We start from the raw sequence: 26,615 nt of genomic DNA on the forward strand, positions 1-26,615 counted from the left end.
TGGAAAACCCTCATCCGCACCCCCCGGCGGAGGGACCTGGACCACCGTCGGCGGGCGCGCCACGCCGAGCCGCCTGCGGGCCGCACGCGCCGCGCCCGGATAACCTCGGGGACCGGGCTCCCCGTCGGGCCCCCCGTCGGCTGGTAGGAGGTCGCCATGCGCACGCTGCGCCTCGTGGCACTCTCCGAGGACGGGCAGAGCCTGGTCCTGATGGCCGAGGGCCCGGACGGTGCCGACGGCGAGAAGTTCACGCTCCCCATCGACGACCGCGTCCGCGCGGCCGCCCGGGGCGATGCCCGCCGGCTGATCCAGATCGACGTCGACAACGGCAGCGAGCTCCCGCCGCGGGTCATCCAGTCCCGCATCCGCGCCGGCGAGACCCCCGAGCAGGTGGCCGCCGACTCCGGCACGCGGGTCGAGCGGATCATGCGCTTCGCCCATCCCGTGCTCCAGGAGCGCGAGCGGGTGGCCGACCAGGGCCGCGAGGCCCAGGTCCGCCTCTCCGACGGCGGTCCGAGCGCCAGCACCACCTTGCAGCGCTTCATGGTCGAGCGGCTCCGGCTGATCGGCAGCGACTTCGGCGCCGTGGAGTGGGACGCGTTCCGCGACGACGACGGCAGCTGGATCGTCACCGGCGCGTGGCGGGCCGGGGAGAAGTCCGGCACGACCCGCTGGCGGTTCGACCTGCCCTCGCGCACGGCGACCCCGACCGACGCCGCGACCACCGACTTCGCGGAGGGCACCCGGCTGGTCCGGGTGGTTCCCGAGGTGGCGCCGGCGCCCCGCAGTCGCCCGGTGTCGGTCGTGCGCGCCCCCGAGTCCGCACCGGCCGAGTTCCTCGAGGACGACGAGGACGACGAGGACGAGCACGTCCGCGACGTCCACGCGCCCGACGGCTCGCCCGCGGACGACGACATGACCGCCCTTCTCGACGAGGTCGCCGAGCACGACACCGTCGTCCTCGGGCGCACCGGCGAGGACGGCGACGAGGACCCGCGCGCCCGCATCCCGGCGTGGGAGGACATCGTCTTCGGGGTCCGCCGCAACCGCTGACGTCCCCGTCCGGGGGACGGGGCGCATGCCGTCCGGTCTCCGGGGTACCGACCCGGGCATGTCAGCGTCGGTATCGATGCCGCTCGGCGGCGTCCAGGTGGGTTCCTACGACAGCTACGAGCAGGCGCAGGCCGCGGTCGACTACCTCTCCGACGAGAAGTTCGCCGTCGAGAACGTGACGATCATCGGCACCGACCTGCGCATGATCGAGAAGGTCACCGGCCGCTTGACCATGGGCCGCGCGATCGCCGCGGGCGCGGCGGGCGGCGCGTGGTGGGGCCTCTTCGTCGGGCTGCTGCTGGGCATCTTCGCCGAGGACGGCGGCAACTGGCTCGGCTCGGTGCTCACCGGACTGCTGATCGGCCTCGCGTTCGGTGCGGCCTTCGGCGGCATGGGGTACGCGGCCACGCAGGGCCGGCGCGACTTCACGAGCACGAGCACCATCAAGGCCAGCCGCTACGACGTGATGTGCGCCCCGGCCCACGCCGAGGAGGCCCGGGCGATGCTCGCCCGCTTCTCGCTGCGCAACCAGTAGGAGGCCTACCTGAGGGTCGCGAAGGCGACGGCCGCCGCGGCGGCCACGCCGAGCGAGTCCACCCCCGGGCGCATCGGGATGCGGGCGCGCACCGTCGCGGCCTGCTGCGCCTCGGGGGTGAGCCCCGGCCCCTCGGCGCCGAGCAGCACCGCCGTGCGCGGGTGCGCGACCGGGTCGACGTCGGTCAGGTCGACGGCGTCGGCCGCCGGAGTGAGCGCCACCGTGGTGTACCCGGCGTCGTGCACCCGGCCGAGGTCGGCCGGCCAGTCCGAGAGCACGGTGAACGGCAGCGCCAGGATGTGCCCCATCGAGACGCGGACCGACCGCCGGTAGAACGGGTCGGCGCAGCGGGGGTCGAGCAGGAGTCCGTCGATGCCCAGCGCGAGCGCGGAGCGGGCGATCGAGCCGAGGTTCTCCGCGTCGTTGAGGCCTTCGAGCACGGCGAGCCGGCGCGGCGCCGCAGGGTCCGGGCCGGCCAGCAGCTCGTCGAGGTCGGCCGGTGGCCTGCGGTCGGCGGAGGCGATCACCCCGCGGGTGAGCCGGAAGCCGATCACCTCCGACAGCAGCCACTTGTCCGCCTCGTAGGCGGGCACGTCGTCGGGCAGGTCGAGCGCCGCCACGCGTCCCGGCACGCCGAGCACGGCCCGGATCCGGTAGGGCGAGGCCAGCAGCCGCTGGACGGCGGAGACGCCCTCGACGATGACGGGTCCGCCCCACCGCGGGGTGCCCTCCGGCCGGTCACCGGCCTTGAGGTCGCGAAAGTCGGCCACCCGCGGGTCGGCGGGGTCGGTGATGACGACGGGGGCGGGCACGACGGGAATTGTGCCGGTGCCCCGCTCCCCCTCCCGCGGGGGACCGGGATTCAAGCCTCCCGCGGGTGCTGCCGATCTCCTTGCCATGCCAGGAATGCGGGCGACGGTCCCGGAGGTGAGTGCCGGCTGGGGCGTCTTCACCCGGCTGGCCTTCGGCATGGCCGCGCTCGGGGTCTGCGTCGGCGCCGTCTTCCCGTACTTCGCCGAGCTGCTCCAGGTCCCGGCCGAGTACACCCGCGCGCCTGCGTTCCGCCTCGCCTGCCTCGGTGCCGGGCTGGTGCTGGGCGCCGCCAACTGGCTGCTCACCCGCCGCGTGATCGGCACCCGGCTGCGGCTGCTCGCCACGCGCCTGACCGACGTGGCCGAGACGGTGGGCTCGCCCCTGGCGGCCGGCTCCTCGAGCCCGCTCCCCCGGGCCGACCTGGTGCTCCCGGTGGGCGCACCCGACGACCTGGCGCGCACCGCGGTCGCGTTCAACGCGATGCTGGCCGCGCTCGACCGTGAGCGCCGGTTCCGCTCCGTCGTGCACTCCACCAGCGACGTCATCCTGCTGATCGACCCGTCCGGGCAGATCTCCTTCGTCTCCGACTCGGTGCGCGAACTGCTCGGCTGGCCCGCCGAGGACCTCCTCGGGGCCCCTCCCCAGCACCTCATCCACTCCGACGACCTGCCCCTGCTCATGGGCGAGGGCGGCACCGGGTTCGACCTCTCCTCCGACGGACTGCCGCAGGTCCTCGTCCTGCGCGTCCGGCACCGCGACGGCGGCTGGCGGTACCTGGAGGTCACCAGCTCCGACCGTCGCACCGATCCGGTGATCGGCGCGGTGCTGCTGAGCGCCCGCGACGTCACCGAGCGCATGGAGCTGCAGCAGCAGCTCACCCACCAGGCCACGCACGACGAGCTGACCTCGCTGCCCAACCGGGCGGCCGCCCTGGCGCACGGCGCCGAGCTGCTGGCCGTGCGGCGGGGGAACGCCCAGGTGGCGGTGATCCTCCTGGACCTCGACCGGTTCAAGGAGGTCAACGACACGCTCGGCCACGGCTACGGCGACCGCCTGCTCGCCCAGATCGGGCCGCGGCTGCACCCGCTGGTGCGCGACGTCGACCTGGTCGCCCGCCTCGGCGGCGACGAGTTCCTGCTGGTGCTGCCCGAGATGAGCCCGACCGGGGCGCGGGCGGTGGCCGGGCGGATCCGCACCGCCCTGGGCGAGCCGTTCCTGGTCGACGGTCTGGTGCTCGACGTCGACGCCAGCCTCGGCGTCGCCGTGTCCGACGACGGCCCCACCGACGTCGACGCGCTCCTGCGGCGGGCCGACATCGCCATGTACACCGCCAAGGAGCGGCAGTCCGGCGTGGAGGTCTACGACCCCACCGCGGACGGCCACGACCGCGGCCGGCTGGTGCTGCTCACCGAGTTCCGCCGCGCGCTCGCCGAGGGGCACCTCGTGCTCCACTACCAGCCGCAGGTGTCCCTGGAGACCGGGTGCGTGGTGGGCGTCGAGGCCCTAGTCCGCTGGGTCCACGCCGACCGCGGGCTGCTGTCCCCCGCCGAGTTCCTGCCGGCGGTCGAGCGGACCGGGCTCATCGAGCCGCTGACCGACCGGGTGCTCGACCTCGCGCTCGCCCAGGCCCGGGCCTGGGCCGACGAGGGCCTCGCCGTCCCGGTCGCGGTGAACCTCTCCGCACGGTCGGTCCACCTGCCCGGGCTCCCCGACCGCGTGCTCAGCCGGCTGGCGGCGCACGGGGTGCCGGCCGAGCTCCTGCAGCTGGAGCTCACCGAGAGCGCCCTGCTGACCGAGCCCGAGGCCGCCAGGCAGGTGCTCGAGCGGCTGCACGCCGCGGGTGTGCGGCTCTCGATCGACGACTTCGGCACCGGCTACTCCTCGATGGGCCACCTGAAGTTGCTGCCCGTGAACGAGCTCAAGATCGACCGCAGCTACATCGCCGAGATGACCAGGTCGCCCGGCGACGCAGCGCTCGTACGCTCCGTGATCGACCTCGGGCGGGAACTGGGCCTCACGGTCGTCGCCGAGGGCGTCGAGGACCCGGCCACGGCCGCGGCGCTCGCCGACCTGCGGTGCGACGTGGGCCAGGGCTACCTCTACACCGCGCCCCGGCCGGCCGAGGAGCTCACCTGCTGGCTGCGGGACCACCTCCCGGCTCCCGCCATCCGGAGCTGACGCGCAGCCGGCGTTGACACCGGTCACCGAACTCATCTAGCGTTGAGTTCATTAACCGGTGAATTCTGGGAGCGCGTCATGGACGTCGTCACCGTCAGCGATCTCGTCGTCGACCGAGGCAGGCGCCGGGTGCTCCCCGGCCTGAGCTTCGCCGTGCCGGAGGGCCAGGTCACCGGCCTGCTCGGACCGAGCGGCAGCGGGAAGAGCACGCTGCTGCGGGCGATCGTCGGCGTGCAGCGGATCCGGTCGGGCACGGTGACCGTCCTCGGGCATCCCGCCGGCTCCCCCGCCCTGCGCGACCGGGTCGGCTACGTGACCCAGTCCCCCAGCGTCTACGCCGACCTCACCGTGCGGGAGAACGCGCGCTACTTCGCCGCGCTCTACGGCAGAGGGGCGCGCGAGGCCGACGCCGCGATCGCCGACGTCGGGCTCGGCGAGGCCGCCGGTCAGCTGGTCGGCGACCTCTCCGGCGGCCAGCGGGGCCGCGCGTCGCTGGCCTGCGCGCTCGTCGGCGAACCCGAGGTGCTGGTGCTTGACGAACCGACCGTGGGCCTGGACCCGGTGCTGCGGGTCGAGCTCTGGGAGCGCTTCTCCGGCCTCGCCGCGGCCGGGACGACGCTGCTCGTCTCCAGCCACGTCATGGACGAGGCCGCCCGGTGCGACCGGCTGCTGCTCCTCCGCGACGGCGCCCTGCTCGCCGACACCACGCCGGGGCGGCTGCGCACCGACGGCCGCTCCGACGACCTCGAGGAGGCGTTCCTGAACGTCGTCCGCGCGAGCGCGCAGGAGATGGCCCGATGAGCACCGCGACCCACCTGAGCCCCCGCCTGACCACGACGACCGCGGTGCGCGTGCTGCGCCAGCTGCGGCACGACCACCGCACGATCGCGATGCTGCTCGTGCTGCCCAGCCTGCTGCTCGGCCTGCTCTACCTGCTGTGGCAGGACGTGCCTCCCGTTCCCGGGCAGCCGGACGTCTTCGACCGGGTCGGGCTGACGATGCTCGGCGTCTTCCCCTTCGTGGTGATGTTCCTGGTCACCAGCATCGCGATGCTGCGCGAACGCACGTCGGGCACCCTCGAGCGGCTGCTCAGCACCCCGCTGTCCCGGCTGGACCTGCTGCTCGGCTACGGTCTGGCGTTCGGCCTCGCCGCGGCGCTGCAGGCGGCGGTCACCGTCACGGTGGCGACCACGCTCTACGACCTGGACGTCGCCGGCTCGGTCGGGCTCGTGGTGCTCATCGCCGTCGTCGACGCGGTGCTCGGCGTCGCCCTGGGCCTGCTGGCCAGCGCCTTCGCCCGCAGCGAGTTCCAGGCGGTGCAGTTCATGCCCGTGATCGTGCTGCCACAGTTCTTCCTCTGCGGGCTGCTGGTCCCGCGCGAGCAGATGGCGGGCTGGCTGCAGGCCGTCAGCGACGTCCTCCCCCTGACCTACGCGGTCGAGGCGCTGCGGGAGGTGGGTCGCTCGGTGGAGGCGACGGGCACGATGTGGACCGACGTCGGCATCGTGGCCGGCGCGGCCCTGCTCGCCCTCGCGCTCGCGGCGGCGACCCTGCGGAGGAGGACCGACTGAGCACCAGCGAGCAGCCGCGCCGGCGGACCGGGCGGCGTCCCGGCAGCCCCGACACCCGGGACGCCGTGCTGGCAGCAGCCCGCGAGGCCTTCGCCGAGCGGGGGTTCGACGGCGCGACCATCCGGCAGATCGCCACGTCGGCAGGTGTCGACCCCGCGCTCGTGCACCACTACTTCGGCAGCAAGGACCAGCTCTTCCTCGCCGCGATCGAGGCGCCGGCCGACCCGGGCGAGCTCCTGCCGGAGCTGCTCGCGGCCGGGCCCGAGCACGTCGGCGCGGGCGTCGTCCGCACCCTGCTCACCGTCTGGGACGGTCCCGCGCAGGCCGCCGGGCTGGCCCTGGTGCGCTCCGCCGTCGGCAACGAGTGGACCGCCAAGCTGCTCCGCGAGTTCCTGGTGACCCAGGTGCTCCGCCGGGTGCTGGCCACCCTGGACCTGCCGCCCGGCGAGGCGGAGATCCGCGGAGGCCTGGCCGCCTCGCAGCTCATCGGGCTGGTCGTCGGGCGCTACGTGCTGCGGATCGAGCCGCTGGCGTCGGCCGACCGCGACGAGCTCGTCGCCGCGATCGGCCCCTCGGTCCAGCGCTACCTCACCGGCGACGTCGCCCTGCCGGGCTGACCCGCCGGTCAGGCCTCCGCGGGAACGGCCGCCGCGTGGTCGGGCAGCACGCCGGTGCGGTGCCGCTGACGGAGCCGGTAGTACGCCAGCCCGGTCAGCGCGATCGCCCCGATGAAGAGCACCGCGCCCCACTGCAGGTACCAGTGGTACGGCTCGGTGGCGTTGTAGACCTCCCGCCGCGGCCAGCCCAGGTTGATCGCCATGCCCGCGCCCCACAGGACCGCGAGCACGTTCACCGGCAGCCCCCAGCGACCGAGCGAGAAGTGCCGCTCGCCGTCATCCGCCACGGGCCAGCGGCCGCGGAGCCGGCTGATCAGCATCGGCACGGTGACCAGCAGGTAGGCGAGGTAGATCATCACGACGGCGATGCTCGTGATGACCGTGAAGATCTGCGGCTGCCGGATGTTGATCAGCAGGATGCTGATCGACAGCAGCCCGATGACGACGGCGGGGACGACCGGCGTCTTGAAGCGTGGGTGCACCTTGGCCAGCCGCGCCGAGCCGGGCAGGTTGTTGTCCCGCGCCATCCCGAACATCATCCGGATGGTGGCGGTGTGCACCGCCAGGCAGCAGACGGTGATCGCGACGACGATCGCGAGCAGGAAGATCCGGCCGATGCCGCTGCCCGCCGCCTGCAGCAGCACGTACTGCAGGCCGCCGGTGCTCGACGCGAGCTGCGGGTCGCGGATGTTCTCCACCGCCATCAGGCCGAAGAGCAGGATCAGGCCGCCGAGCACGAAGGACGCCGTGATCGCCCGGATGATGGCGCGCGGGGCGGTGCGGCGGGCATCGACGGTCTCCTCACCGAGCGAGCTGGCGGTGTCGAAGCCGTACATCACGTAGCCGGAGGCCAGCGCGGCGATGAGGAAGGCACCCAGGTAGCCCAGGTCCTGACCCTCCCCCGCACCCGCCGTGTCGAGGACGACGTCGGGACCGCGGGTGGCGTGCGCGGCGAGCAGCACGATGATCAGCACCGCGGCGATGAGCTCGATGAAGACGCCGGTGCTGTTGATGCGGGCCATGAGCTTCACGCCGAACACGTTCACCAGCGTGGTGAAGACGATGAGCGCGCTGCCCAGGATCACAGCGTTGACCGCGTAGTCGTAGGGGCCGGTGCCGTCGCCGACGATCTGGAAGCCGGACCACAGCTGGGGCAGCGTGATCTGGTAGGCCAGCACCGTCGCCGCGAGCGTCACGATCGAGGCCGTGAGCATCATCCAGCCGGCCATCCAGGCGGTGGTGCGGTTGCCCAGGCGCTTGGTCCAGTTGTAGAGCGAGCCGGCCACCGGGTAGCGCGCCGCCAGCTCCGCGAAGCACAGCGCCACCATGAGCTGGCCCACGAACACGATCGGCCAGGACCAGACGTAGGCCGGCCCCCCGGCGCCGAAGCCGAAGTAGAAGAGCTGGAACGTGCCGGTGAGGATGGAGATGTAGCTGACGCCGGCGGCGAAGCTGGAGAACCGGCCGAGGCTGCGGTCCAGCTGCTGCTTGTAGCCGAACCCGGCCAGGGAGTCGCCGTCGTGCTGGGCACCCGCGGGCGCGACGTCGGCGCTCATCGGGCGGTCCGGGCGAGCTGCCGGCTCTGCGCGACCAGGCGGCCGGTGGAGTCCCAGATCCGGTAGTCCTCGTCGCTCCAGCCGCCGGCGATCTCGCTCGCGCGCGCCTCGACCAGGCACCAGCCGGGCGCGGGCAGCGCCCGCACGAGGACCTGCAGCTGCACCGTGGGCGCCCAGCCCATCCGGCCGGTGGCGAAGCTGGTGGGCGGCAGGACGTCGGCGAACAGCAGGAGCGACAGCGGGTCCGCGGGGCGGCCGTCGGCGAACCGCACCCACGCCCGCAGCACCGGGTCCTCCGAGGGCCGGCCCAGCGCCCACATCGCCGTCGCCGGGTCCAGCCGGCTCTCCACGTGCCGGGTCAGCCCGGGCAGCTGGATCGGAACCGCGGCCAGGTGCGCGTTGGCCGCCATGTCCAGGCACTGGTCGGGCCCGGGCACGTCGGGCATCGGCGAGGAGTACTCCGACGGGCCCTCGACGAGCGTCGCCGTCGTCGCCTGCACGGTGATCACCGGGCCGCCGTCGTCGGCGAGCGTGACCAGGGAGTGGGCGAGCGTCCGGCCGGCCGGGCCGGGCGTCACGGCGAGGGTCGCGGGGCCGCCCGCGCCGGCGCGCAGGTAGCTGGCCGACATCGCGACGGGGTGCTCGTGCGGGCTCTCCAGCACGGCCGCCCGCCCGGCCGTGGCCAGCAGGTAACCCCCGTTCAGGATGCCGTTGCCGACGTCCCAGGTGGGGTCGAGGTCGACCTGGAGCGCGGACCCCTCCGCCCGCCGCACGGCGGTGGCGAGGTCGAAGGCGGAGGTCTCATCGTTCTGCGACACGGGGCACAGGGTGCCAGGGTGATCCACATGGACTACACGCACCTCGGCAGCAGCGGCCTGCAGGTGTCCCGGCTCTGCCTGGGCACCATGAACTTCGGCTGGAAGACCGAGGAGGCCGAGTCGCACACGATCATGGACCGGGCGCTGGCCGAGGGGGTCAACTTCTTCGACACGGCGAACGTCTACGGCTTCGACGCCGGCAAGGGCCGCACCGAGGAGGTGCTCGGCAGCTGGTTCGCCCAGGGCGGGGAGCGCCGGGAGAAGACGGTGCTGGCCACCAAGGTCTACGGCGGGATGTCGGACTGGCCGAACGACACCTTCCTGTCCGCCCGCAACATCGTGCGCGCCTGCGAGGGGTCGCTGCGGCGGATGGGCACCGACTGGATCGACCTCTACCAGTTCCACCACGTCGACCTGGAGACGCCGTGGGACGAGATCTGGCAGGCCTGCGAGACGCTCGTCGCCCAGGGCAAGGTGCTCTACGTCGGCTCGTCGAACCACGCCGCCTGGCAGATCGTCGAGGCCAACGCCGTCGCCGCCCGCCGGAACTTCACCGGACTGGTCAGCGAGCAGTCGCACTACAACCTGCTCACCCGGCTCGTGGAGCTCGAGGTGCTTCCCGCGGCGTCGCACCACGGCGTCGGGATCCTGCCGTGGAGCCCGCTGGCCGGCGGCCTCCTCGGCGGCGTGCTGGAGAAGGCCGAGGGCGGACGGCGCGGTGACGCGCGCACGCAGGAGCGGGTGGAGAAGCACCGCCCCGCACTGGAGGCCTACGAGGCGCTGTGCCGCGACCTCGGGCACGCGCCGGCCGACGTCGGCGTGGCCTGGCTGCTGCACCAGCCGGCGGTGACGGCGCCGATCGTCGGGCCGCGCACGATGGAGCAGCTCGAGGGCGGCCTGCGCGCGCTGGAGATCGAACTGGACGACGCGACGCTGACCCGGCTCGACGAGATCTTCCCCGGCTACAAGGCCGCTCCTATGGAGTACGCGTGGTGACGGGCCAGCTGGTCACGACGTCGTAGGGCGCCCGGCCGCCCAGCCGGCTCTCCAGCAGCTGCACCTCGGCCACCGGCCACTCCGGTCCGCGGTAGCCGGCGAGCCGGTCGGGCAGCGTGCCGTCGGCGGGGCGCCCGGGCTTCCAGCGGCCGAGGGTCAGGTGCGGCTGGAAGGCCCGGTCCTCGACCGGCAGCCCGAGCTCCCGAGCGACGTCGGCCAGCCGGCCGGCGAGCGCTCCGAGGGGGACGACGTCGCCGTCGACACCTGCCCAGGCCACCTGCGGACGGCGGACCGAGCCGAACCGCCCGCCACCGGCCAGCCGCAGGAGCATCGGCGGCGCCGCGGTCACGGCCGGTCCGGCCGCGGCGACCAGGGCGGGGACGAGCTCCTCGGGCACCTGGGCGAGGAAGAGCAGCGTCAGGTGCCAGCGCTCCGGCCTCCCCCATCGCGGAGCGCCGGGCAGGTCGCGCACCGAGGCCAGCGCCTCGGTCAGGTCCTGCCGCGCGGGCTCGGGCGGAACGATCGCGAAGAACACCCGACGGGTGCTCAGACCGGCACCTGGAGCCCGGCGGCCCGCAGCGAGGCGGTCACGCGCAGCCGTTCGACGTCCCGGCGGCGCCCCTCCTCCAGCTCGGGGAGCGACGTCGACACGCCCAGGATGCCCGCCGCCTCGGTCAGCACGTCGTCGTAGGCGGCCCGTACCGCTCGACGCCGGGCCATCGGGACGCCCGCGGGGGCGAACTCCACCTGCCGGCCCAGCCGGCGGAGATCGGCGGCGACGTTCTCCAGCGGCCGGACGGCCGGGACCGGGTGCCGCACCGCCCTCCGGCGGGCCAGCCGGCTCCCGGCCCACCGGGCGACGGGGCCGGCGAAGGCGACCAGCCCGGCGAACAGCGCCAGCAGGAGCACGAGCTGGACCAGTGCGGTGGCCATGGCGCGCCCCCAGTGCGGGTGTGGAACCGGCGACGCCGAAGGTACCCGCGGCTCAGACCGACTGCTGGCCCGGCGCCCGCTCGGCGAGGGTCTCCTCCGCCGCACGCAGCTGCGGCGCCGGGACGGCGTCCCGGCGCTCACCCACCCGCAGCCGGACCCGCAGCGGCGAGCGCCGCAGCTCGAGCCGGACCGACCGGTGCCGGGAGAGGAACACCGCCGCGCCCAGGCCCGCGACGACGCAGACGGCGCCGCCGAGGATGAGCCCCCACGGGGCACCGAGGTGCTCGGAGATCCAGCCCACCAGGGGCGCGCCGACCGGAGTTCCGCCCATGAAGCACATGAAGTAGAGCGCCATCACCCGCCCGCGCATCTGCGGGTCGACGCCGAGCTGCACGAAGCTGTTGGTGGCCACGCTGAACACCAGCGCGGCGGCTCCGGTGGGGATCAGCAGGAGGGCGAAGCTGGCGTACGTCGGCATGAGCCCGGCGACGACGGTGAACAGCCCGAAGACCACCGCCGAACCCACGAGGAACCGTTGCCGGGGGCGGACGCTGCGCCGGGTGGAGAGCAGCGCCCCCGACAGGGAGCCGACGGCGAAGAATGTCGAGAGCAGCCCGAACGCCTCGGCGCCCAGGTCGAAGGTCTCGCGGGCCATCAGCGCGATCGTGACCTGGTAGTTGAAGCCGAAGGTGCCCAGGACGAAGGCGAGCGCCATCGCGAGCACCAGGTCGGGGTGCGCCCACGTGTAGGCCAGCCCCTCCCGCAGCTGGCCGCGCCCGCGGGCGACCGGCTTGCTGGGTCGCAGCTCCTCGGTGCGCATCCCGGCCAGCGCGGTGATGGTGAAGGCGAAGCTGACCGCGTTGAGGAAGAAGGCCGGAGCCGTGTCGCCGCCGGCCGCGGCGATCAGCAGCCCGGCCAGCGCCGGGCCCACCAGCCGCGCGCCGTTGAAGATCGTCGAGTTGAGGCTGACGGCGTTGGTGAGCAGCGCCGGGCCGACCATCTCCGAGACGAACGCCTGGCGCACCGGGGCGTCGACGGCCGAGACCGCACCCAGTCCGCCGGCGAGCACGAAGACGTGCCAGAGCTCGACCGCCTCGGTGGCCACGAGCACGCCCAGGACCAGCGAGAGCAGGCCCATGAGCACCTGGGTCATCAGCAGCAGCCGGCGCTTGGGATAGCGGTCGGCCAGGACACCGCCGTACATGCTGAGCAGCAGCGACGGGCCGAACTGCAGCGCGGTGATGAGGCCGAGGGCGATCCCGCTGTCGTCGGAGAGCTGCAGCACCAGCCAGTCCTGGCCGATGCGCTGCATCCAGGTACCGGTCAGGCTCAGCAGGTTCGCGGACGCGTAGCGCCGGTAGTTCCGGACCCGGAGCGCCCGGAACATGCCGTTCCCCGGATCGGCCGCCGTCCGTTGGTCAGTGCTCGTGCAGGTCACCCACCACTGGCCAGCGCGTCCATGATCCCGGCGGCCTCGCGCAGGACGGCGCGCTCCTCCGGGGTGAGCTCCTGGAGCCGGCCGGCCAGCCAGGCCTCCCTCGCCCGGGCCTCGGCCTCGAGCAGCTCCTCGGCCGAGGGCGTCAGGTCGAGAACGACCTGACGCCCGTCGGTCGGGTGCGGGGTACGGCTGACCAGGCCGGCGCTCTCCAGCGCCCCGACGACCCGGGTCATCGACGGAGGCTGGACGCGCTCGTGGGCGGCCAGCTCCCCCGGGCTCATCGGGCCGTGGCGCTTGAGGGACGACAGCGCCGCCAGCTGGGTGAGCGTGACCGAGGTGTCCACGCGCTGGTTGCGCAGCCTGCGGGACAACCGCATGACCGAGAGCCGCAGCTCGTGGGAGAGCGCGGCCGTGTCGAGCGTCGTCCGGCGCACGATCGTTAGCCTAGCTCAGCAGTGGGTCAGAACAGCTGCTGCAGCGGCTCCAGCGCGAAGTAGACGAGGAACATGATCGCGACGACCCACATGAGCGGGTGGATCTCGCGGCGCCGCCCGACGGCCACCCGCAGCAGCACGAAGCTGACGACGCCGGCGCCGATCCCGTTGGTGATCGAGTAGGTGAACGGCATCAGGGCGATGGTCAGGAACGCCGGGATGACCAGGGACATGTCGTCCCAGACCAGGTTCCTGATCTGGCTGATCATCAGCGCGCCGACGATGACCAGCGCAGGTGCCGCCGCCTCGGAGGGCACCACGGCCACCAGCGGGGTGAAGAAGACCGCGACCAGGAACAGCAGTCCGGTGACGACGCTGGCCAGGCCGGTCCGGGCGCCGTCGGCGACACCGGCGGTGCTCTCGATGTAGGTCGTGTTCGACGAGACGCTGCCCGCGCCACCGGCCGCGGCGGCGATCGAGTCGACCAGCAGGACGGGCTGGGACTTCGGCAGGTTGCGGTCCTTGTCGAGCATGTCGCCCTCGGCGCCGACGGCGGTGACCGTGCCGACGGTGTCGAAGAAGTCGGCGATCATGATCGAGAAGACGATGAGCAGCGCGGCGATGATGCCGATCCGCTCGAAGCCGCCGAACAGCGAGAAGTTGCCGAGCAGCGACAGGTCGGGGCTGCCGATGACGTCCTCCGGCAGCTCGGGCACCTGCAGCGCCCAGGCGCGGTCGTTCACCGAGCCGTCGTCGCCGAACTTGGGGCCGATGTCGGCGATCGCCTCGACGATGATCGCCAGCACCGTCGTCACGACGATGCCGATGAGCAGCGCGCCCTTGACCTTGCGCACCACGAGCACGGCACTGAGCAGCAGGCCGACGACGAAGACGAGCAGCGGCCAGCCGGCCAGCTGGCCACCGACGCCGAAGCTGATCAGCGGGGTGCCCGGGCGGATGACCCCGGCGTCGGCCAGGCCGATGATGGCGAGGAAGAAGCCGATGCCGACGGCGATGGCCGTCTTCAGCTGCGGCGGGATGGCCTCGAACACGGCCTTGCGGAAGCCGGTGAGCACCAGGACGGTGATCAGCAGGCCCTCGAGCACGACCAGGCCCATGATCTCGGGCCAGGAGAGCTGGGTGGCCGCGAAGACGGCGACCAGCGCGTTGATGCCCAGGCCGGTGGCCAGCGCGAAGGGGTAGCGGCCGACGATGCCCATGAGGATCGTCAGGACGCCGGCCAGCAGGGCGGTCACGGCGGCGATGGAGCCGAACGGGAGGACCGTGCCCTCGACGTCGGCACCCGGCGTGCCGTCGGGGCCGGCGATGCTCGTCAGGATGATCGGGTTGAGCACCACGATGTAGGCCATCGTGAAGAAGGTGGTGAGGCCACCGCGGAGCTCACGGGTCATCGTCGAGCGGCGGGCGCTGATCTCGAAGTAGCGGTCCAGGCCGTTCTTCGGCTTGACCTGCGGGCCCGCGCTGCGACGCGGCGTCGGCGTGCCGGCCGCGACGTCGGCAGGGGTGTCACCGTCGGCGCGCGGGGCACCCGAGGCGCTGGCGCCGCCGGAGGAACTGGACTGCTGGGGCATGCGGACTCTCCGGGACGGTGCGGGCGGCCAACGAGCGGCGACAGCGTGCCACACGCGCCACACGCGCCGGACCGGGCAGCGTCCTCCGTGACCCGCCCGCAATCTAGGGTTCGTCCGTGCCCGGTCCCCTGAAGCAGGCTCCTCCCCCGCTGCAGATCGACACTGCCCGCGTCGTGCTGGCAGGGATGGCGGCGTGGGCGGTGGCCCTCGTCGTCCTGCTGATCCTCGGCGACCGGGTCGACCGGATGTGGACCTGGACCTGCGTGGCCGCGCTCGGCCTGGCGGTGCTCGGGCTGTGGATCATGCGGCTGCAGGGCCAGTCGCGCTCGCGCCACCGGGACTGATTCCGCGCCCGGTCGGCACCCCTCCGAGCCGCCGCCTCCCCTGCGCAGCCGAACCCCGCCTCGAGCACGGCCCACCTTTCTGAGCGCTGGCCAGCTCCTCTCGTCAAGACCTTTCTCGGATCTGTGGACAGGCCTCTGACCTGGGGATTCGTGCTGCACGCTCGGGCCATCTCGGCTAGGATTCGTACATACGTTCGAGTCGTCCGGGAGGTGTCGTGCAGCAGCTGGAGGCGCTGGGGTCGCTGCTCGACGAGCTCTCGGGCGAGCGGCTGGAGGGCATGTTCGGTCCGCAGTTGCTGGAGCGGCTGAGCCCGCTGCTGGTGCTGCAGAACCGGATCGCCGCGGAGGTGGCGCGGACGGTGCGGCAGTGCGAACTCGCGGATGCGCCGGAGTTCGACGGGAAGGCGTCGATGGCGTCCTGGTTGCGTGGGCACGCCCGGATGTCGCAGTCCGCGGCCGGTCATGTGGTGCGCAACGGTCGGGCGCTGGAGCACCTGCCCGCGGTGGCTGCGGCGTTCGCCGCAGGGGCGATCTCGGCTGAGGCGGTGTCGGTGATCGCGCCGGCCGCCGCGCCGAAGAACCTGAGGGCCGCCGCCGAGCAGGGCGTGGATGCGGCCGCGGTCGATGCGCTGCTCGCCGATGTTGCCCGCACCCAGTTCCATCCGCAGCTGCGCACGGCGGTCTCCCACTACCTCGACCGGCTGGATCCCGACGGCCCCGAACCCGATCCCACCGAGCAGCGGTCGCTGACCATGTCGAAGCACCCCAACGGCAGCCTGTCCTTCCGCGGGGAACTGGACGCGGTCGGTGGGGAAAAGTTCCAAGCCGCGATCGAGTCGATCCTGCAGGCCTCACGCCCCGCCGGTGATCTGCGCACCCGCGCCCAGCAGTCCGCCGACGCGCTGGTGCAGCTGTGCGACAACCAGCTCGCCGCCGGCGCCCTCCCGACGATGCGCACGTTCAAGCCGCACGTCGTGGTCACCATCCCGATCGAGGACCTGGTCGGCTCCGACACCGCCCACGCGACCGCCGACCTCGGGTTCGGCGCGACGATCTCCGCCGCACGCGCCCGCTGGCTGGCCTGCGACGGCAACGTCACCCGCATCGTCATCGGCCCCGAAGGCCAACCCCTCGAACAGGGCCGCAGCCACCGGGTCGTACCGCCCCACCTGTGGCGCGCACTCACCGCCCGCGACCAGCACTGCGTCTTCGCCGGCTGCGACGCCCCCGCCCACTGGTGCGAGGCCCACCACCTCATCCACTGGGCCCACGGCGGCGACACCGACCTGCACAACCTCGCCCTGCTGTGCGAACGCCACCACACCAAGGTCCACCACGGATTCAGGGTCGAACGCGACGAATCCGGCCGATGGCACACCTACCGACCCGACGGCAGCGAAATCCTGATCCTCCCGCGGATTACCGACGAACCGGTCACCACCCGCGCCGGCTGACCGGCCCCAAGGGAGCAGTCGGTCAGTCGGTCAGTCGGTCAGGACGTCGTGTCCCGAGGTGTCGTAGCGCGCCGAGTTGACGACCTCGGTGTCGTCGACGGGCATGAGCGTGGCCTGGCTGTGCGCGCCGCAGCCGTAGTCGGCGGTGACCGCGCGACCGTCGGCCGGCGCGTAGGCGTTGCCGCAGACACCCAGCATCTGCCGCAGCGAACCCGCCAGCGGCAGGTAGAAACCGCAGGTGGCGCACGGGCCGGGCGCCTGCCGGGCCATCGGAGCCGCCGGGCCGAACTCGCCGGCCGTCCAGCGACCCACGGCGTCGGACCGCCCCTCGCGGGACATCACGCGCTCGCGGCCCAGGCCGAGCTCCGAGGCGACGACGCGGCCCTCGGGGTCCTCGGCGGAGTCGTCGTCGACGGTGTAGGACGGCGCCAGCCGGATGTCGTCCTCGGTCGAGGGCAGCACGTCGCCCACCGACAGGTCGCCGGGACGCAGCCGCTCGTGCCACGGCACCCAGGCCGGCGCCAGGATCGCCTGGTCGCCAGGGAGCAGGACGACCTCGTCGACCGTGACCCGGTCCGCGCCGGGCACACGAGCGAGGGTGACCGCCCAGTGCCACCCGACGTAGCCGGGCAGCGTGCTGGCGAACGTGTGGGTGACCACCTCGCCGAGCTCGGGCCCGGCGGCGGGCTCCGGGGCGGCGCCGAGGTGCTCGCCCACGAGGGCGGCATCCCCAGCCGTCTCGACCGCGGCCTCCCGGGCCGGCTCGACCGCGGCGGTCAGCGGGGAGTCCGCGGCGGATGCGGGCCGGACTGCGGCGGGGAACTCGGACACGGCACCCATTGTGGCGGACGCGGGGGTCGCGGCGGCACATCGGCGTCCCTCCGGGTGGGATACGGGCGTCGGGGCCGAACTCCCAGGCCGGTGCGGCACCATGGGGAGGTGTCCGCTTCCCGCCGTCCGCCCGGAGCTTCCCGGCGCTCCCGGCTGACCGGTCGACGGAGCCCCGTCGGCCCCGACCGGGTGGACACCGCGCCCGTGGCCGTTCCGCGGCCGCAGACCCGGCCGATGCCGTCCGCGGCCGCCCAGCCACCGGGTGACGACCGGCCGACGACGACCATTCCGACCCCCGGCCCGACGCCGGCTCCCGACGCGACGGCACCAGAGGCGACCATTCCCGCCCCCGGGCCGACGCCGACTCCCCCGCTGCCGGGCAGCCCCAAGGTCACCGTCACGCGGGTGGCCGCCGCCCGGAGCCGCCAGCTGACCGTCGCCGCCGCCCGCCGGGTGAAGGCGGCCAGCCGCGCCGACGGCGCCGGCGAGAGCGGGCTCACCCACCTGCTCTGGGTCAACGCCCTGCACATGGCCGGCGACGCGATGATCGCCGTCTCGCTCGCCGGCACCCTCTTCTTCGCCGCGACCACCGACGCGCAGCGCGGCAACGTCGCCCTCTACCTGCTGGTGACGATGGCCCCGTTCGCCGTCGTCGCGCCGGTCATCGGGCCCGCGCTCGACCGGCTGCAACGCGGCCGCCGCTGGGCGATGGCCGCCTGCCACCTCGGCCGTGCGGTGCTGGCGCTGGTCATGGCCGCGCACTTCGACGACCTCTGGCTCTACCCGGCCGCGCTCGGCGTGCTCGTGCTGTCCAAGGCGCACAACGTGCTGCGCGCGGCGGTGGTCCCCCGGGTGCTGCCGGGCGCGATGTCGCTGACCTCTGCCAACGCCCGCCTGTCGGTGTTCGGGCTGGCCACCGCCGGCGTCGCCGGCGCGCTGGCCGCAGGCGTGGCGGCGCTGATCGGCTTCGACTGGGAGCTGTGGGCCACCGCCGCCGTCTTCGTCGCGGGCGGCGTGCTCGCCGTCCGGCTGCCGGCGCACGTGGACGTGCCGACCGGCGAGGAGCCGGCCGATGTCCTGCGCACCGCGGAGATCCCGGTGCCGGGGAAGCGCCGCCAGGTGAGCCCGCACGTCGTCCTCGCGCTGCGGGCGAACGCCGCGCTCCGCGGGCTGGGTGGCTTCCTCACGATCTTCTCGGCGTTCCTCGTGCAGGCGACCTTCGCCGATGGCTGGGAGGCGACGCTCGCCCTCGGCTCGCTCGCCGTGGCCGCCGGAGCAGGCAGTTTCGCCGGCACCGCCGTCGGCTCCCGGCTGCACACCGCGGCGCCCGACAAGCTCGTGCTCTACGCCGCCACCGCTGCCGCGGCGGTCACCGTCGTCGCCGCGATCTTCTACGGCTTCTGGATGGCCGTCCTGGTCGCCGGGGTCTCCGCCGTCGCCAACGCCATCGGCAAGGTCTCCCTCGACGCGATCATCCAGCGGGAGGTGCCCGAGCGCCTGCGCGCCTCGGCGTTCGCACGCTCGGAGACGATGCTGCAGCTGGCCTGGGTGGTCGGCGGCGCGCTCGGCATCGCCCTCCCGCCGACCGGCTGGCTCGGCTTCACCGTCGCTGCGGCGCTGCTCGCCGTCGCCGTGGGGCTGGTGCTCTGGACCCTCTACCGCGGCCGCCCGGCCGCGCCGGCGACGGGCTCCGCGGAACCGCCGACGACGCCGGTGGGACCGTCGTGGTCGTGAGAAGACCCGCGTCCGTCCTGCTCGCCCTCGGCCTCGCCGCCGGCCTGTCCGGCTGCGCCGGGGAACCCGACGGCCCCGGCGAGGTGCGCGCGCAGGCCGGCAGCCAGGACATCACCGCCCGGCCGACGCAGTTCTGCCTGGACGGCGACCCCCAGCGCTACGAGATCACGCCGCCGATCGTCGAGGTCTCCCCCGACACCGCCATCTCGCTCACGGTGCCCGAGTCGGTCGCCGAGAGCGGCTGGCAGGTCCAGGTGTTCGACGACCAGCTCCAGGAGGTGATCGGCGAGGTCGACGTCCCCGAAGGCACGGAGACCTTCGCCGAGATCAACTCCTCCGACGTCGTCCCCCCGGCCTTCTACCTCGTGGTGGTCGAGGACAAGGGCGGCGACTGCGGCGAGTGGACCGGCGCGTGGCCGGTCGGCTTCCTCCGCGCCGGCGGCTAGCCCTCCAGGTCGGTCGCCACCGCGCGCAGCACGGAGCCGACCTTCTTGGCGTGCTGCCGGTCGGGGTAGCGGCCGTGGCGGAGGCCCTCGGAGACGTCGTCGAGCAGCTTGATGAGGTCCTCGACGATCGGGACCAGCTCGTCGGGCTTCTTCCGGTTGGCCGCGGCGACCGACGCCGAGACCGACGGCAGCGGGTCGAGCAGGCGGACCTGCAGCGCCTGGTCGCCCCGGCGCCCGGCGACGATCCCGAACTCCACCCGCTGGCCCGGCTTGAGGTCGGTGCCGGCCGGGAGCGCGTCCTTGTGCACGAAGACGTCGGGACCGTCCTCGCGGGAGAGGAAGCCGAAGCCCTTCTCCGCGTTGAACCACTTGACTCTGCCGGTGGGCACGGTGGATCCCTCAGTTCCTCGATGACGCGGCGCGCGGCCGGGTGACGGCGGCGGCTCCGAGCCGCTCGTCGCACAGGTTAACCGCCCGCCGCTGCGCCCGGACCTGCCTTTTCGAAGCGCGTCCCTACCCTGGCCGGGTGCCCGCCACCCCGGACGCCCCCGACCACCCCGACTACCGGTTCACCCTCGCCAACGAGCGCACCCTGCTGGCCTGGCTGCGCACAGGTCTCGCGCTCGTGGCCGGCGGCGTCGCCGTCGCCACCTACGCCCCGGACCTGGGCGTGCGCTGGGGCAGCGCCGCCGTCGCGCTGGGGCTCGTCCTCCTCGGGCTGGCGACGGCGCTGGCCGGCTACCGCCGGTGGCGGGCCAACGAGGAGGCGATCGGAGCCGGCCGGCCGCTGCCGGCGAGCGGGGTCGTCCCGGCCGTCGCCGCCGCGCTGGCCGCTGTGGTGGTCGTCGTGGGAGTGCTGGTGGGCGTCGAGGTGCTGCAGCGGTGACGGGCCGGTGACCGCCGTCGAGACCCAGCCGGAGCGCACCGCGCTGGCCTGGCAGCGCACCGGGCTGGGCGTGCTGGCCGTCGCGGGTCTGCTCGGGCACCGCGCGTTGCACATCGGGAGCCCCACCCTGCTGGTCGCCGCCGGGGCCGTCGCACTTCTCGGGCTCGCCGTCCTCGGGGCGCTCGCCCCCCTGCGCTACCGCCAGGTGCGCGGCAGGGTCGAGCGGGGCCGCGCCGTCTGTGATCCCTGGGTGGCCCGCGCGGTGACCGCGACGGTCCTGCTCACCGCGGTGGCCGCCGCCGTGGCCGTGCTCAGCTGACCTCGTCGACCGCCACGATCTGAAGGCGGCCGAGCAGCTGCAGGAAGACGACGGCGAAGTCGTTCTCCGCCACGTCGCGGGCCACCTGCGCCCAGTCGACCTGCTCCCGCAGCGCCCGCGCGACCGGCAGCATCCGGGAGAAGTCGCAGTAGTGCTCGTCCAGCGCCATCAGCTTGGTGATCAGGATGTCGGTCGGGTCGAGCACCGGCATCTGCACCGACAGGACCGGCAGCACCTCCGCCCGCTCGACCAGGTCGATCTCCGTGGGCCGGCCGCAGGTTCGCCACAGCACGTCGACGAAGACGTCGTCGCGCATCACCTTGAGCAGCCAGTCCTCCGCCGGGTCGACCACCTGCAGCCCGGCGTCGGCCAACGCCTTGGCGGCCCGCTCCGCCTCGGCCGCGGGCACGAGGAAGTCGGCGTCGTGGTCGGGCTCGGGGGCGCCGCGCACCCAGGCGGCGTAACCACCGCAGAGCGCGAAGGGCACCTCGCCCTGCTTGAGGGCCACGGCGGTCCGCTTCAGCAGGTCGCGCACCTGGTCGCGGGGAGAGGGCTGCACGGAGGGCCCGCTACCCGGGAACACCCTGCGCACGCGCGGGATGGGGTAGATCCACAGGTCAGCGGGCACAGGGTGCTCGTGCGCATCGCGACCTTCAACATCCTGCACGGGCGTTCGCTGGACGACGGCCGGGTCGACGTCGACCGGCTGGCCGCGGCCGTGAAGAGCCTGGACGCCGACGTCCTCGGCCTGCAGGAGGTCGACCGCGACCAGCCCCGCTCCATGGGCGCGGACCTCACCGCGGTCGCGGCGGAGGCGATGGGCGCGGAGCACTCGCAGTTCGTCGCCGCGATCTCCGGAACGCCCGGTGGCACCTGGATGGCCGTCACCGGGGAGGAGCAGCCCGGCGCGGCGAGCTACGGCATCTCGCTGCTGTCGCGCTATCCCGTCGTCTCCTGGCGGGTGGTCCGGATGGCCCCCTTGAACGCGCGGGTCCCCATGTGGTCGCCGGACAGCCGGCGTCCCTTCCTCCTGCACGACGAACCGCGGGTCGCCGTCGCCGCCGTCCTCGACGGGCCGTTCGGGCAGTTCACCGTCTGCAACACCCACCTGACCTTCGTCCCGCGGTGGAACGGCCGGCAGCTGCGCACCTTGGTGCGGTCGCTCGAGGGCACTCGCGAGCCGCTGGTGCTGATGGGCGACCTCAACATGCAGCGGAAGGCGGCCGTCCGGCACAGCGGGATGGAGTCCATCGCCACCGGAGCGACGTTCCCCGCCCCGCGTCCCGCGCGGCAGCTGGACCACGTGCTGGTGCGGGGAAACCTGCGAGCGGCCGGCCCTGCCGAGGCCGTGCGGCTGCCGCTCTCGGACCACCGCGCGCTGGTCGTCCGGGTGGAACCTGGCTGACACGCGGGGACGGGTCGCGCGGTGACCCCGATCACGACATCATTCCGGCATGGCCAGCAACGCAACAGCCAGCATCCTGTCGCTCGTCGCCACCATCGTGCGGGTGGCGTGCGCCGTCATCGCCGCGGTGATCGTGATCCATGCGCTGTTCGTGCTCTTCGAGGCGAATCCGACCAACGGGCTGGTGGAGTTCGCCGCGGGCTGGCGCGACTCCTTCGGCTGGTTCACGAAGGACCTGTTCACGCCCTCGGACCCGAAGATCGCCGAGACGATCAACGCCGGGCTCGCCGCGGTGGTCTGGGTCGTGGCCGGGAGCCTGATCTCCAAGCTGATCGTCAAGCTCGCCCCGGCGCCCGCCTCCAAGAAGGCCGACGCCTGATCGAGGCGCGCGCCTGATCGGTCGCCGGCGGCCTGCGCCGCCGGCGACCGAGGTGCTCAGTGCTTGCGGTTCTCCGCCAGCTGCACGCCCGCCCGGTTGGGCTTGTCCGTCGGGTGCGCGTAGAGCAGGCGGTCGGCCGGGAGCGGGAAGGCGTGGTCCTGGCCGAACGGCGACAGGGGGCCGGCGACCGACGCCGAGAGCTCGGTGAGCGGCGGACCGCCGTCCTCGGACTCGCCCCAGGTGGGCTCCACCAGGTGCGCGTGCTTCTCGTTGCGCTTGGCCATGACGCCTCCGTGTGCTGTGCCGTGCGCACCGTGCGGTGCGCTGTCTCCCCCATCTTCGCGCGTCGGCCCCGGCCTCCGCACGCCACCGCCCCGTGCGGAGGAGACGGGATCGTCGTTCAGCGGCCGGGAGGAACCGTCCGGGCGCCGTAGACGGTGGCCGCGTCCTCTGTGGTCAGCACCCACTGGGCGCCACCCACCGGCGCCGCCTGGACCGTCGCGCCGTCGAGCGCCTGCACCGCTCGAGTCCGCCACACGGCGGTGCTCAGCAGCCGCAGCCGGACCTCCTCGCCGTCGTAGGGCTCGAAGGAGATGACCGCGGGGCCGGCCACCCGCAGCGTGCCGGTCCGCCAGGAGGTCGTGGCCAGGCCCTGCCGCCAGCGGCGGGTGCGCAGCAGCGCCCCAGCTCCGACGCCGATCCCGGCTGCCCCGGCCAGGACGAGCGCGAGGGTTCCGACGCCCGCGCCCGGCAGCCGTCCACCTCCGCTGTCGGCCACCTGGACGGCGGCGACGCCGAGCAGGATCCCCAGGACGACGGCGATCACCCCGCCGCCCAGCCAGCGCAGCGCGCCCATCTGGTGAGCGGCCAGTGCGGTGCGGGTGCGCGGGTCGTCGGCGGCGGCTGGCATCCCGCCATGCTCTCAGCCGGGCCGCCCGGGCAGCGGGTGGCGCTGACGACGTAGCGTGGACCGGATGTCCACGGAAGCCCCTGCGACGCTCGCCGCCTGGCTGCGCACCCGCAGCGACGAGCAGTTGAGCGCGTTGCTGGCGGCCCGCCCCGACGTCGCCCGCCCCGCCCCCTCCGACGTCGTCGCCCTGGCCAGCCGGCTGGCGGTGCCGGTCTCGGTGGACCGCGCCCTCGACGAGCTGGACGCCGCGACCCTGCAGGTGCTCGACGTCGTGCTGCTCGCGCCCACCGACGGCGTCGCCCCCGACGAGCTGATCGCGGCGCTGCCCGAGGTCGCCGACGACGTGCTGGTCGCCACGATCGACACCCTCACCACCCGCGCGCTGCTGTGGGGCGACGACGTCCTGCACGCACCCGACCCGGTACGGCGATCGGTGCGTCATCCCGCGGGGCTGGGCCGCCGCGCCCTCGACCTGCGGCTGCACCTGCCGGCCGACCTCCCCGCGGTCCTGGGCGAGCTCGCACCCGACGAGCTGGCGGTGCTGGAGCGGCTGGCCGGCGACCGCCCGGTCGGCCACCTCCCCGACGTCCCGGGCAACGGCGCCTCCTCCCCCGCCCGACGGCTGCTGCAGCGCGGCCTGCTCGCCCGCATCGACGCCCTGAACGTCGAGCTCCCCCGGGAGATCGGCGTCCTGCTGCGCGGGAGCTCCCCCTACGGGCCGCCGCGCACCCGCCCCGAGCCGGCCGTGACCGCGCGGGAGCCGAAGGTGGTGGACCGGCAGGCCGCGGGCGGCGCGCTGGAGGTGGTCGGCCGGATCGGCGAGCTGCTGACGCTGCTGGAGGAGGAACCGGCCGGACTGCTGCGCAGCGGAGGGGTCGGCGTGCGCGACCAGAAGCGGGTGGCGAAGGCGCTGAAGGTCTCCGAGCCCGACGCCGCCTGGCTGCTGGAGCTCGCCTTCGCCGGTGGACTGCTCGACGTCGGCGGACCGCACCGCGACGAGTGGCTGCCGACCCGCGCCTACGACGTCTGGCGGGAGCAGGACCTCGCCGACCGCTGGGCCGTGCTCGTGGCCGGCTGGCTCGACGGCGTCCGACTGCCGTCGCTGGTCGGGGTGCGCGACGTCGCCGGGAAGTCGGCCAACGCCCTCTCCCCCGATCTGGTGCGGCACACCGCCCCGGCGATCCGCCGGTCGGCGCTGGCCGTGCTCGCCGAGCTGCCCGCCGGCTCCGGTCTCGCGCCCGACGACCTCACCGCGCTGCTGCGCTGGCGCACCCCGCGCCGGGCCGACCGGCTGGCACCGGTTCCCGACATGCTGGCCGAGGCCGCGCGCCTCGGCGTCCTGGTCAACGGTGCGCTCTCCACCGGCGGGCGCGGCCTGCTGACGAGCGGGGAGGACGGCGCCGCCGACGGCATGCGCGGTCTGCTCCCCGCGCCGGTCGACCACGTGCTCGCCCAGCCGGACCTGTCGCTGATCGCGCCGGGCCCGCTGGTCGCCGAGCTGTCCGACACCCTCTCGGTCGTCGCCGACGTGGAGTCCTCCGGCGGCGCGACGGTCTTCCGGGTGTCGGAGGCCAGCGTGCGCCGGGCACTGGACGTCGGCTGGTCGGCCTCAGACCTGCACGACTTCTTCGCGAAGGCCTCACGCACCCCGGTGCCGCAGGCGCTGGACTACCTGGTCGACGACGTCGCCCGGCAGCACGGACGGCTGCGGGTCGGCTCGATCGAGTCCTACGTGCGCTCCGACGACCACGGGCTGCTCTCCCAGGTGCTCAGCGACCGGCGGACGGCCGCCGCGGAGCTGCGCCGGCTGGCCCCGGGAGTTCTCGTCAGCGGACTCGGTGCCGACGAGGTGCTCACCGTGCTGCGCGACGCGGGCTACGCACCCGCCGGCGAGAACCCGGGCGGCGCCGTCCTCACCCGGCCGCCGGCCCGCGCCCGTGCCGCCGGCCGGCGGACCGGCGCCGAGCCCTCCCCCGCCGGCCGCCGGCCGTCGGACGACGAGCTGGCCGCGGTCGTGCGGGAGGTGCGCGCCGGCGACGCCGCGCTGGCCGCCCGCCGCGGCGAGGCGGTGCGCCAGGTGCCCGGCGTGACGACGGCGTCGACGCTGGAGCTGCTCTCCCGCGCGCTCCGCGAGGGCGTGCCGGTGTGGCTGGGCTACGTCGACGCCCAGGGCAGCGGCAGCCAGCGCGTGGTGCAGCCGGTGTCGCTGGTCGGTGGGTTCCTGCAGGGCTACGACGAGGGGCGCGGGGAGAACCGCACCTTCGCCGTGCACCGGATCACCTCGGTCGCCCTGGTCGAGCCCGACGACGCTCAGGCGCGGCCCGGCACCGCGTAGCGGCGGGTGAACATCCAGGCCAGCCGGCCGCCCAGGACCAGCAGGTAGGTCCCGAGGGCGACGACGGCCCAGGGCCCGAGCCGGGGCTCCTCCAGCGCCGCCGCGCGGACCAGCAGCAGCTGGACGGCGGCCAGCAGCAGGAGCGTCGACGCCCCGAGCCACCACATGTCCTCGGCCAGCAGCCGCCGCAGCCGGTCGAGGTGCTCGGGCTGCTTCCAGTACTCCGGGTGCGGCACGTTGACGTGCTCGGCCGGCACCCGGCCGACGAACCAGACGAGCCCCGCGAACAGCGCGGCGGTGCCGAGCCCGATCACGCCGAAGGTGCCCAGGGCGACCGCGCGGCTGCTCCAGGCATCGGCCTCGCCGCTGCCGCCGAAGTGGGTGGGCACCCGCTCGGGGAGCCGGCCGAGCGACCACAGCCAGACGGCGGCGAACAGCACCCCGGCTCCGACGAATCCCATGCGCGCTCTGCCCATGGGCCGAACCTAGCGGCGGGCTGCGGCATGCTGCCTCGGGTGACCTCTCCGAGCATCCAGGAACGGCTGATCCCGGACATGACGTGTTTCGGCTGCGGGCCGGCCAACGAGCGCGGTCTGCGGATCCGGAGCTACCCCGGCGACGACGGGGTGACGGCGACGTTCACGCCGTGGCCGGAGCACGACAACGGCCTGGGTTACCTCAACGGCGGGATCATCTCGACGCTGCTGGACTGCCACAGCGCTGCCGCGGTTCTGCACGAGGCGGAGCAGCGGGGGCTGGTCACGCCCGGCAGCGCGCTGGCGTACGTGACCGCGGGGCTCGATGTCCGGTTCCTCCGGCCCGCGCCGCTGGCCGAGCCGGTGTCGCTCGTCGCGGTGGTCACCGAGGCGTCCGAGGCGCAGATGACCGTGGACGTGCAGCTGCGGTGGGACGGCAAGCCGCGGGCGACGGCGACGGCGCTCTGGAAGCGCTGGCGCCCCCGCAGCTAGCCGCCGCGGGGAAGGCCAGATCGCTCCCCGGCGTTACCGTGGACAGTCCGGCGCGTGCCCTGCCGCGCCG

The 26,615-nt window shown here is 74.1% G+C and carries 30 protein-coding genes and 1 pseudogene; 17 read left to right on the forward strand and 14 right to left on the reverse strand.

What is annotated here, in order from left to right:
- Positions 1 to 156 precede the first annotated feature (156 nt).
- Complete coding sequence (gene sepH, locus LBW97_RS06720; RefSeq protein ID WP_224498635.1) at positions 157 to 1,053, forward strand: septation protein SepH; 897 nt, start codon at positions 157 to 159, stop codon at positions 1,051 to 1,053.
- Between the two features lie 58 nt (positions 1,054 to 1,111).
- The gene (locus LBW97_RS06725; RefSeq protein WP_224498636.1) at positions 1,112 to 1,588 is read left to right on the forward strand and encodes a general stress protein; all 477 of its coding nucleotides are present in this window, start codon (positions 1,112 to 1,114) and stop codon (positions 1,586 to 1,588) included.
- Positions 1,589 to 1,593: 5 nt separating this feature from the next.
- On the opposite strand, the gene LBW97_RS06730 is transcribed toward LBW97_RS06725, so the two are convergent.
- Positions 1,594 to 2,400: an RNA methyltransferase gene (locus LBW97_RS06730; protein ID WP_224498637.1), complete on the reverse strand. Its 807-nt coding sequence runs from the start codon at positions 2,398 to 2,400 to the stop codon at positions 1,594 to 1,596.
- Between the two features lie 115 nt (positions 2,401 to 2,515).
- Between LBW97_RS06730 and LBW97_RS06735 the strand changes: the two genes are divergently transcribed.
- From LBW97_RS06735 to LBW97_RS06750, 4 genes are all read left to right on the forward strand, one after another.
- Entirely contained in the window at positions 2,516 to 4,579 is a 2,064-nt protein-coding gene (locus LBW97_RS06735; RefSeq protein WP_224498638.1) for a bifunctional diguanylate cyclase/phosphodiesterase, read from the forward strand.
- Between the two features lie 78 nt (positions 4,580 to 4,657).
- Positions 4,658 to 5,380 carry an ABC transporter ATP-binding protein gene (locus LBW97_RS06740; RefSeq protein ID WP_224498639.1) on the forward strand — a complete coding sequence of 241 codons (723 nt, stop codon included), beginning with the start codon at positions 4,658 to 4,660 and terminating at the stop codon, positions 5,378 to 5,380.
- The gene (locus LBW97_RS06745) at positions 5,377 to 6,150 is read left to right on the forward strand and encodes an ABC transporter permease (RefSeq protein ID WP_224498640.1); all 774 of its coding nucleotides are present in this window, start codon (positions 5,377 to 5,379) and stop codon (positions 6,148 to 6,150) included. Before LBW97_RS06740 ends, LBW97_RS06745 begins: the two co-directional genes overlap by 4 nt.
- A 65-nt stretch (positions 6,151 to 6,215) precedes the next feature.
- The gene (locus LBW97_RS06750) at positions 6,216 to 6,767 is read left to right on the forward strand and encodes a TetR family transcriptional regulator (RefSeq protein WP_224498641.1); all 552 of its coding nucleotides are present in this window, start codon (positions 6,216 to 6,218) and stop codon (positions 6,765 to 6,767) included.
- 8 nt (positions 6,768 to 6,775) lie between these two features.
- On the opposite strand, the gene LBW97_RS06755 is transcribed toward LBW97_RS06750, so the two are convergent.
- Together LBW97_RS06755 and LBW97_RS06760 are read right to left on the reverse strand one after the other, a co-directional pair.
- The gene (locus tag LBW97_RS06755) at positions 6,776 to 8,323 is read right to left on the reverse strand and encodes an APC family permease (RefSeq protein ID WP_224498642.1); all 1,548 of its coding nucleotides are present in this window, start codon (positions 8,321 to 8,323) and stop codon (positions 6,776 to 6,778) included.
- A complete protein-coding gene (locus LBW97_RS06760) occupies positions 8,320 to 9,141 on the reverse strand; it encodes an acyl-CoA thioesterase II (protein ID WP_224498643.1) in 822 nt (273 codons plus the stop codon). Before LBW97_RS06760 ends, LBW97_RS06755 begins: the two co-directional genes overlap by 4 nt.
- 27 nt (positions 9,142 to 9,168) lie before the next feature.
- Between LBW97_RS06760 and LBW97_RS06765 the strand changes: the two genes are divergently transcribed.
- Positions 9,169 to 10,137 carry an aldo/keto reductase gene (locus tag LBW97_RS06765; protein WP_224498644.1) on the forward strand — a complete coding sequence of 323 codons (969 nt, stop codon included), beginning with the start codon at positions 9,169 to 9,171 and terminating at the stop codon, positions 10,135 to 10,137.
- Here the strand turns inward: LBW97_RS06765 and thpR are convergent.
- The 5 genes from thpR to LBW97_RS06790 are packed head-to-tail and all read right to left on the reverse strand — an operon-like array spanning position 10,118 to position 14,534.
- Positions 10,118 to 10,672, reverse strand: coding sequence for an RNA 2',3'-cyclic phosphodiesterase (gene thpR / locus LBW97_RS06770; protein ID WP_224498645.1), 555 nt, complete (start codon positions 10,670 to 10,672; stop codon positions 10,118 to 10,120). The genes LBW97_RS06765 and thpR overlap by 20 nt on opposite strands.
- An 11-nt stretch (positions 10,673 to 10,683) precedes the next feature.
- Positions 10,684 to 11,070: a hypothetical protein gene (locus LBW97_RS06775; protein WP_224498646.1), complete on the reverse strand. Its 387-nt coding sequence runs from the start codon at positions 11,068 to 11,070 to the stop codon at positions 10,684 to 10,686.
- Between the two features lie 52 nt (positions 11,071 to 11,122).
- Positions 11,123 to 12,457 (reverse strand): MFS transporter, encoded by a 1,335-nt coding sequence (locus LBW97_RS06780; RefSeq protein ID WP_224498647.1) that lies wholly within the window; start codon positions 12,455 to 12,457, stop codon positions 11,123 to 11,125.
- Positions 12,458 to 12,504: 47 nt separating this feature from the next.
- Positions 12,505 to 12,942: a MarR family winged helix-turn-helix transcriptional regulator gene (locus LBW97_RS06785; protein ID WP_224498648.1), complete on the reverse strand. Its 438-nt coding sequence runs from the start codon at positions 12,940 to 12,942 to the stop codon at positions 12,505 to 12,507.
- Between the two features lie 26 nt (positions 12,943 to 12,968).
- The gene (locus LBW97_RS06790) at positions 12,969 to 14,534 is read right to left on the reverse strand and encodes an NCS2 family permease (protein ID WP_224498649.1); all 1,566 of its coding nucleotides are present in this window, start codon (positions 14,532 to 14,534) and stop codon (positions 12,969 to 12,971) included.
- Positions 14,535 to 14,650: 116 nt separating this feature from the next.
- Here LBW97_RS06790 and LBW97_RS06795 point away from each other — a divergent pair, with 116 nt between their 5' ends.
- Positions 14,651 to 14,878: a DUF2530 domain-containing protein gene (locus LBW97_RS06795; RefSeq protein ID WP_224498650.1), complete on the forward strand. Its 228-nt coding sequence runs from the start codon at positions 14,651 to 14,653 to the stop codon at positions 14,876 to 14,878.
- A 215-nt stretch (positions 14,879 to 15,093) separates the two neighbouring features.
- Positions 15,094 to 16,332 (forward strand): DUF222 domain-containing protein, encoded by a 1,239-nt coding sequence (locus LBW97_RS06800; RefSeq protein WP_308010431.1) that lies wholly within the window; start codon positions 15,094 to 15,096, stop codon positions 16,330 to 16,332.
- A 30-nt stretch (positions 16,333 to 16,362) separates the two neighbouring features.
- On the opposite strand, the gene LBW97_RS06805 is transcribed toward LBW97_RS06800, so the two are convergent.
- Positions 16,363 to 17,163, reverse strand: coding sequence for a DUF3027 domain-containing protein (locus LBW97_RS06805; protein WP_374489528.1), 801 nt, complete (start codon positions 17,161 to 17,163; stop codon positions 16,363 to 16,365).
- A 108-nt stretch (positions 17,164 to 17,271) separates the two neighbouring features.
- Between LBW97_RS06805 and LBW97_RS06810 the strand changes: the two genes are divergently transcribed.
- Positions 17,272 to 18,897: an MFS transporter gene (locus tag LBW97_RS06810; RefSeq protein ID WP_224498652.1), complete on the forward strand. Its 1,626-nt coding sequence runs from the start codon at positions 17,272 to 17,274 to the stop codon at positions 18,895 to 18,897.
- The gene (locus tag LBW97_RS06815; RefSeq protein ID WP_224498653.1) at positions 18,894 to 19,343 is read left to right on the forward strand and encodes a DUF2771 family protein; all 450 of its coding nucleotides are present in this window, start codon (positions 18,894 to 18,896) and stop codon (positions 19,341 to 19,343) included. The genes LBW97_RS06810 and LBW97_RS06815 overlap by 4 nt, the downstream gene beginning before the upstream one ends.
- A gap of 206 nt (positions 19,344 to 19,549) precedes the next feature.
- Here the strand turns inward: LBW97_RS06815 and LBW97_RS06820 are convergent.
- Positions 19,550 to 19,732 (reverse strand): annotated as a pseudogene (locus LBW97_RS06820) (cold-shock protein); the annotation flags it as partial.
- 137 nt (positions 19,733 to 19,869) lie between these two features.
- Here LBW97_RS06820 and LBW97_RS06825 point away from each other — a divergent pair.
- Both LBW97_RS06825 and LBW97_RS06830 read left to right on the forward strand, forming a co-directional pair.
- Positions 19,870 to 20,229 (forward strand): DUF202 domain-containing protein, encoded by a 360-nt coding sequence (locus LBW97_RS06825; protein WP_224498654.1) that lies wholly within the window; start codon positions 19,870 to 19,872, stop codon positions 20,227 to 20,229.
- A 7-nt stretch (positions 20,230 to 20,236) separates the two neighbouring features.
- Positions 20,237 to 20,548, forward strand: coding sequence for a DUF202 domain-containing protein (locus LBW97_RS06830; protein WP_224498655.1), 312 nt, complete (start codon positions 20,237 to 20,239; stop codon positions 20,546 to 20,548).
- Here the strand turns inward: LBW97_RS06830 and LBW97_RS06835 are convergent.
- Positions 20,541 to 21,107, reverse strand: coding sequence for a nucleotidyltransferase family protein (locus tag LBW97_RS06835; RefSeq protein WP_224498656.1), 567 nt, complete (start codon positions 21,105 to 21,107; stop codon positions 20,541 to 20,543). The genes LBW97_RS06830 and LBW97_RS06835 overlap by 8 nt on opposite strands.
- A 78-nt stretch (positions 21,108 to 21,185) precedes the next feature.
- Between LBW97_RS06835 and LBW97_RS06840 the strand changes: the two genes are divergently transcribed.
- Complete coding sequence (locus LBW97_RS06840) at positions 21,186 to 21,953, forward strand: endonuclease/exonuclease/phosphatase family protein (RefSeq protein ID WP_224498657.1); 768 nt, start codon at positions 21,186 to 21,188, stop codon at positions 21,951 to 21,953.
- A gap of 49 nt (positions 21,954 to 22,002) precedes the next feature.
- Positions 22,003 to 22,332, forward strand: a complete 330-nt coding sequence (locus LBW97_RS06845) for a hypothetical protein (protein ID WP_224498658.1) — start codon at positions 22,003 to 22,005, stop codon at positions 22,330 to 22,332.
- Between the two features lie 56 nt (positions 22,333 to 22,388).
- Here the strand turns inward: LBW97_RS06845 and LBW97_RS06850 are convergent, their stop codons facing one another.
- Entirely contained in the window at positions 22,389 to 22,616 is a 228-nt protein-coding gene (locus LBW97_RS06850; RefSeq protein WP_224498659.1) for a hypothetical protein, read from the reverse strand.
- 116 nt (positions 22,617 to 22,732) lie between these two features.
- Positions 22,733 to 23,242 carry a hypothetical protein gene (locus LBW97_RS06855; protein ID WP_224498660.1) on the reverse strand — a complete coding sequence of 170 codons (510 nt, stop codon included), beginning with the start codon at positions 23,240 to 23,242 and terminating at the stop codon, positions 22,733 to 22,735.
- A gap of 64 nt (positions 23,243 to 23,306) precedes the next feature.
- Between LBW97_RS06855 and LBW97_RS06860 the strand changes: the two genes are divergently transcribed.
- Entirely contained in the window at positions 23,307 to 25,577 is a 2,271-nt protein-coding gene (locus tag LBW97_RS06860) for a helicase C-terminal domain-containing protein (protein WP_224498661.1), read from the forward strand.
- On the opposite strand, the gene LBW97_RS06865 is transcribed toward LBW97_RS06860, so the two are convergent.
- A complete protein-coding gene (locus tag LBW97_RS06865) occupies positions 25,553 to 26,053 on the reverse strand; it encodes a DUF1648 domain-containing protein (protein ID WP_224498662.1) in 501 nt (166 codons plus the stop codon). The genes LBW97_RS06860 and LBW97_RS06865 overlap by 25 nt on opposite strands.
- A gap of 39 nt (positions 26,054 to 26,092) precedes the next feature.
- Here LBW97_RS06865 and LBW97_RS06870 point away from each other — a divergent pair, with 39 nt between their 5' ends.
- Positions 26,093 to 26,545 carry a PaaI family thioesterase gene (locus LBW97_RS06870; RefSeq protein ID WP_224498663.1) on the forward strand — a complete coding sequence of 151 codons (453 nt, stop codon included), beginning with the start codon at positions 26,093 to 26,095 and terminating at the stop codon, positions 26,543 to 26,545.
- Positions 26,546 to 26,615: the final 70 nt, after the last annotated feature.

Source organism: Blastococcus sp. LR1, assembly GCF_020166105.1.
Classification (GTDB): Bacteria; Actinomycetota; Actinomycetes; order Mycobacteriales; family Geodermatophilaceae; genus Blastococcus.

Coding starts and splice junctions, on each gene's coding strand:
- sepH (WP_224498635.1), top strand. CDS start 157: ATGCGCACGCTGCGCCTCGTGGCACTCTCCGAGGACGGGCAGAGCCTG.
- LBW97_RS06725 (WP_224498636.1), top strand. CDS start 1,112: ATGTCAGCGTCGGTATCGATGCCGCTCGGCGGCGTCCAGGTGGGTTCC.
- LBW97_RS06740 (WP_224498639.1), top strand. CDS start 4,658: ATGGACGTCGTCACCGTCAGCGATCTCGTCGTCGACCGAGGCAGGCGC.
- LBW97_RS06745 (WP_224498640.1), top strand. CDS start 5,377: ATGAGCACCGCGACCCACCTGAGCCCCCGCCTGACCACGACGACCGCG.
- LBW97_RS06755 (WP_224498642.1), bottom strand. CDS start 8,323: ATGAGCGCCGACGTCGCGCCCGCGGGTGCCCAGCACGACGGCGACTCC.
- LBW97_RS06765 (WP_224498644.1), top strand. CDS start 9,169: ATGGACTACACGCACCTCGGCAGCAGCGGCCTGCAGGTGTCCCGGCTC.
- LBW97_RS06775 (WP_224498646.1), bottom strand. CDS start 11,070: ATGGCCACCGCACTGGTCCAGCTCGTGCTCCTGCTGGCGCTGTTCGCC.
- LBW97_RS06780 (WP_224498647.1), bottom strand. CDS start 12,457: ATGTTCCGGGCGCTCCGGGTCCGGAACTACCGGCGCTACGCGTCCGCG.
- LBW97_RS06790 (WP_224498649.1), bottom strand. CDS start 14,534: ATGCCCCAGCAGTCCAGTTCCTCCGGCGGCGCCAGCGCCTCGGGTGCC.
- LBW97_RS06845 (WP_224498658.1), top strand. CDS start 22,003: ATGGCCAGCAACGCAACAGCCAGCATCCTGTCGCTCGTCGCCACCATC.
- LBW97_RS06850 (WP_224498659.1), bottom strand. CDS start 22,616: ATGGCCAAGCGCAACGAGAAGCACGCGCACCTGGTGGAGCCCACCTGG.
- LBW97_RS06855 (WP_224498660.1), bottom strand. CDS start 23,242: ATGCCAGCCGCCGCCGACGACCCGCGCACCCGCACCGCACTGGCCGCT.
- LBW97_RS06860 (WP_224498661.1), top strand. CDS start 23,307: ATGTCCACGGAAGCCCCTGCGACGCTCGCCGCCTGGCTGCGCACCCGC.
- LBW97_RS06865 (WP_224498662.1), bottom strand. CDS start 26,053: ATGGGCAGAGCGCGCATGGGATTCGTCGGAGCCGGGGTGCTGTTCGCC.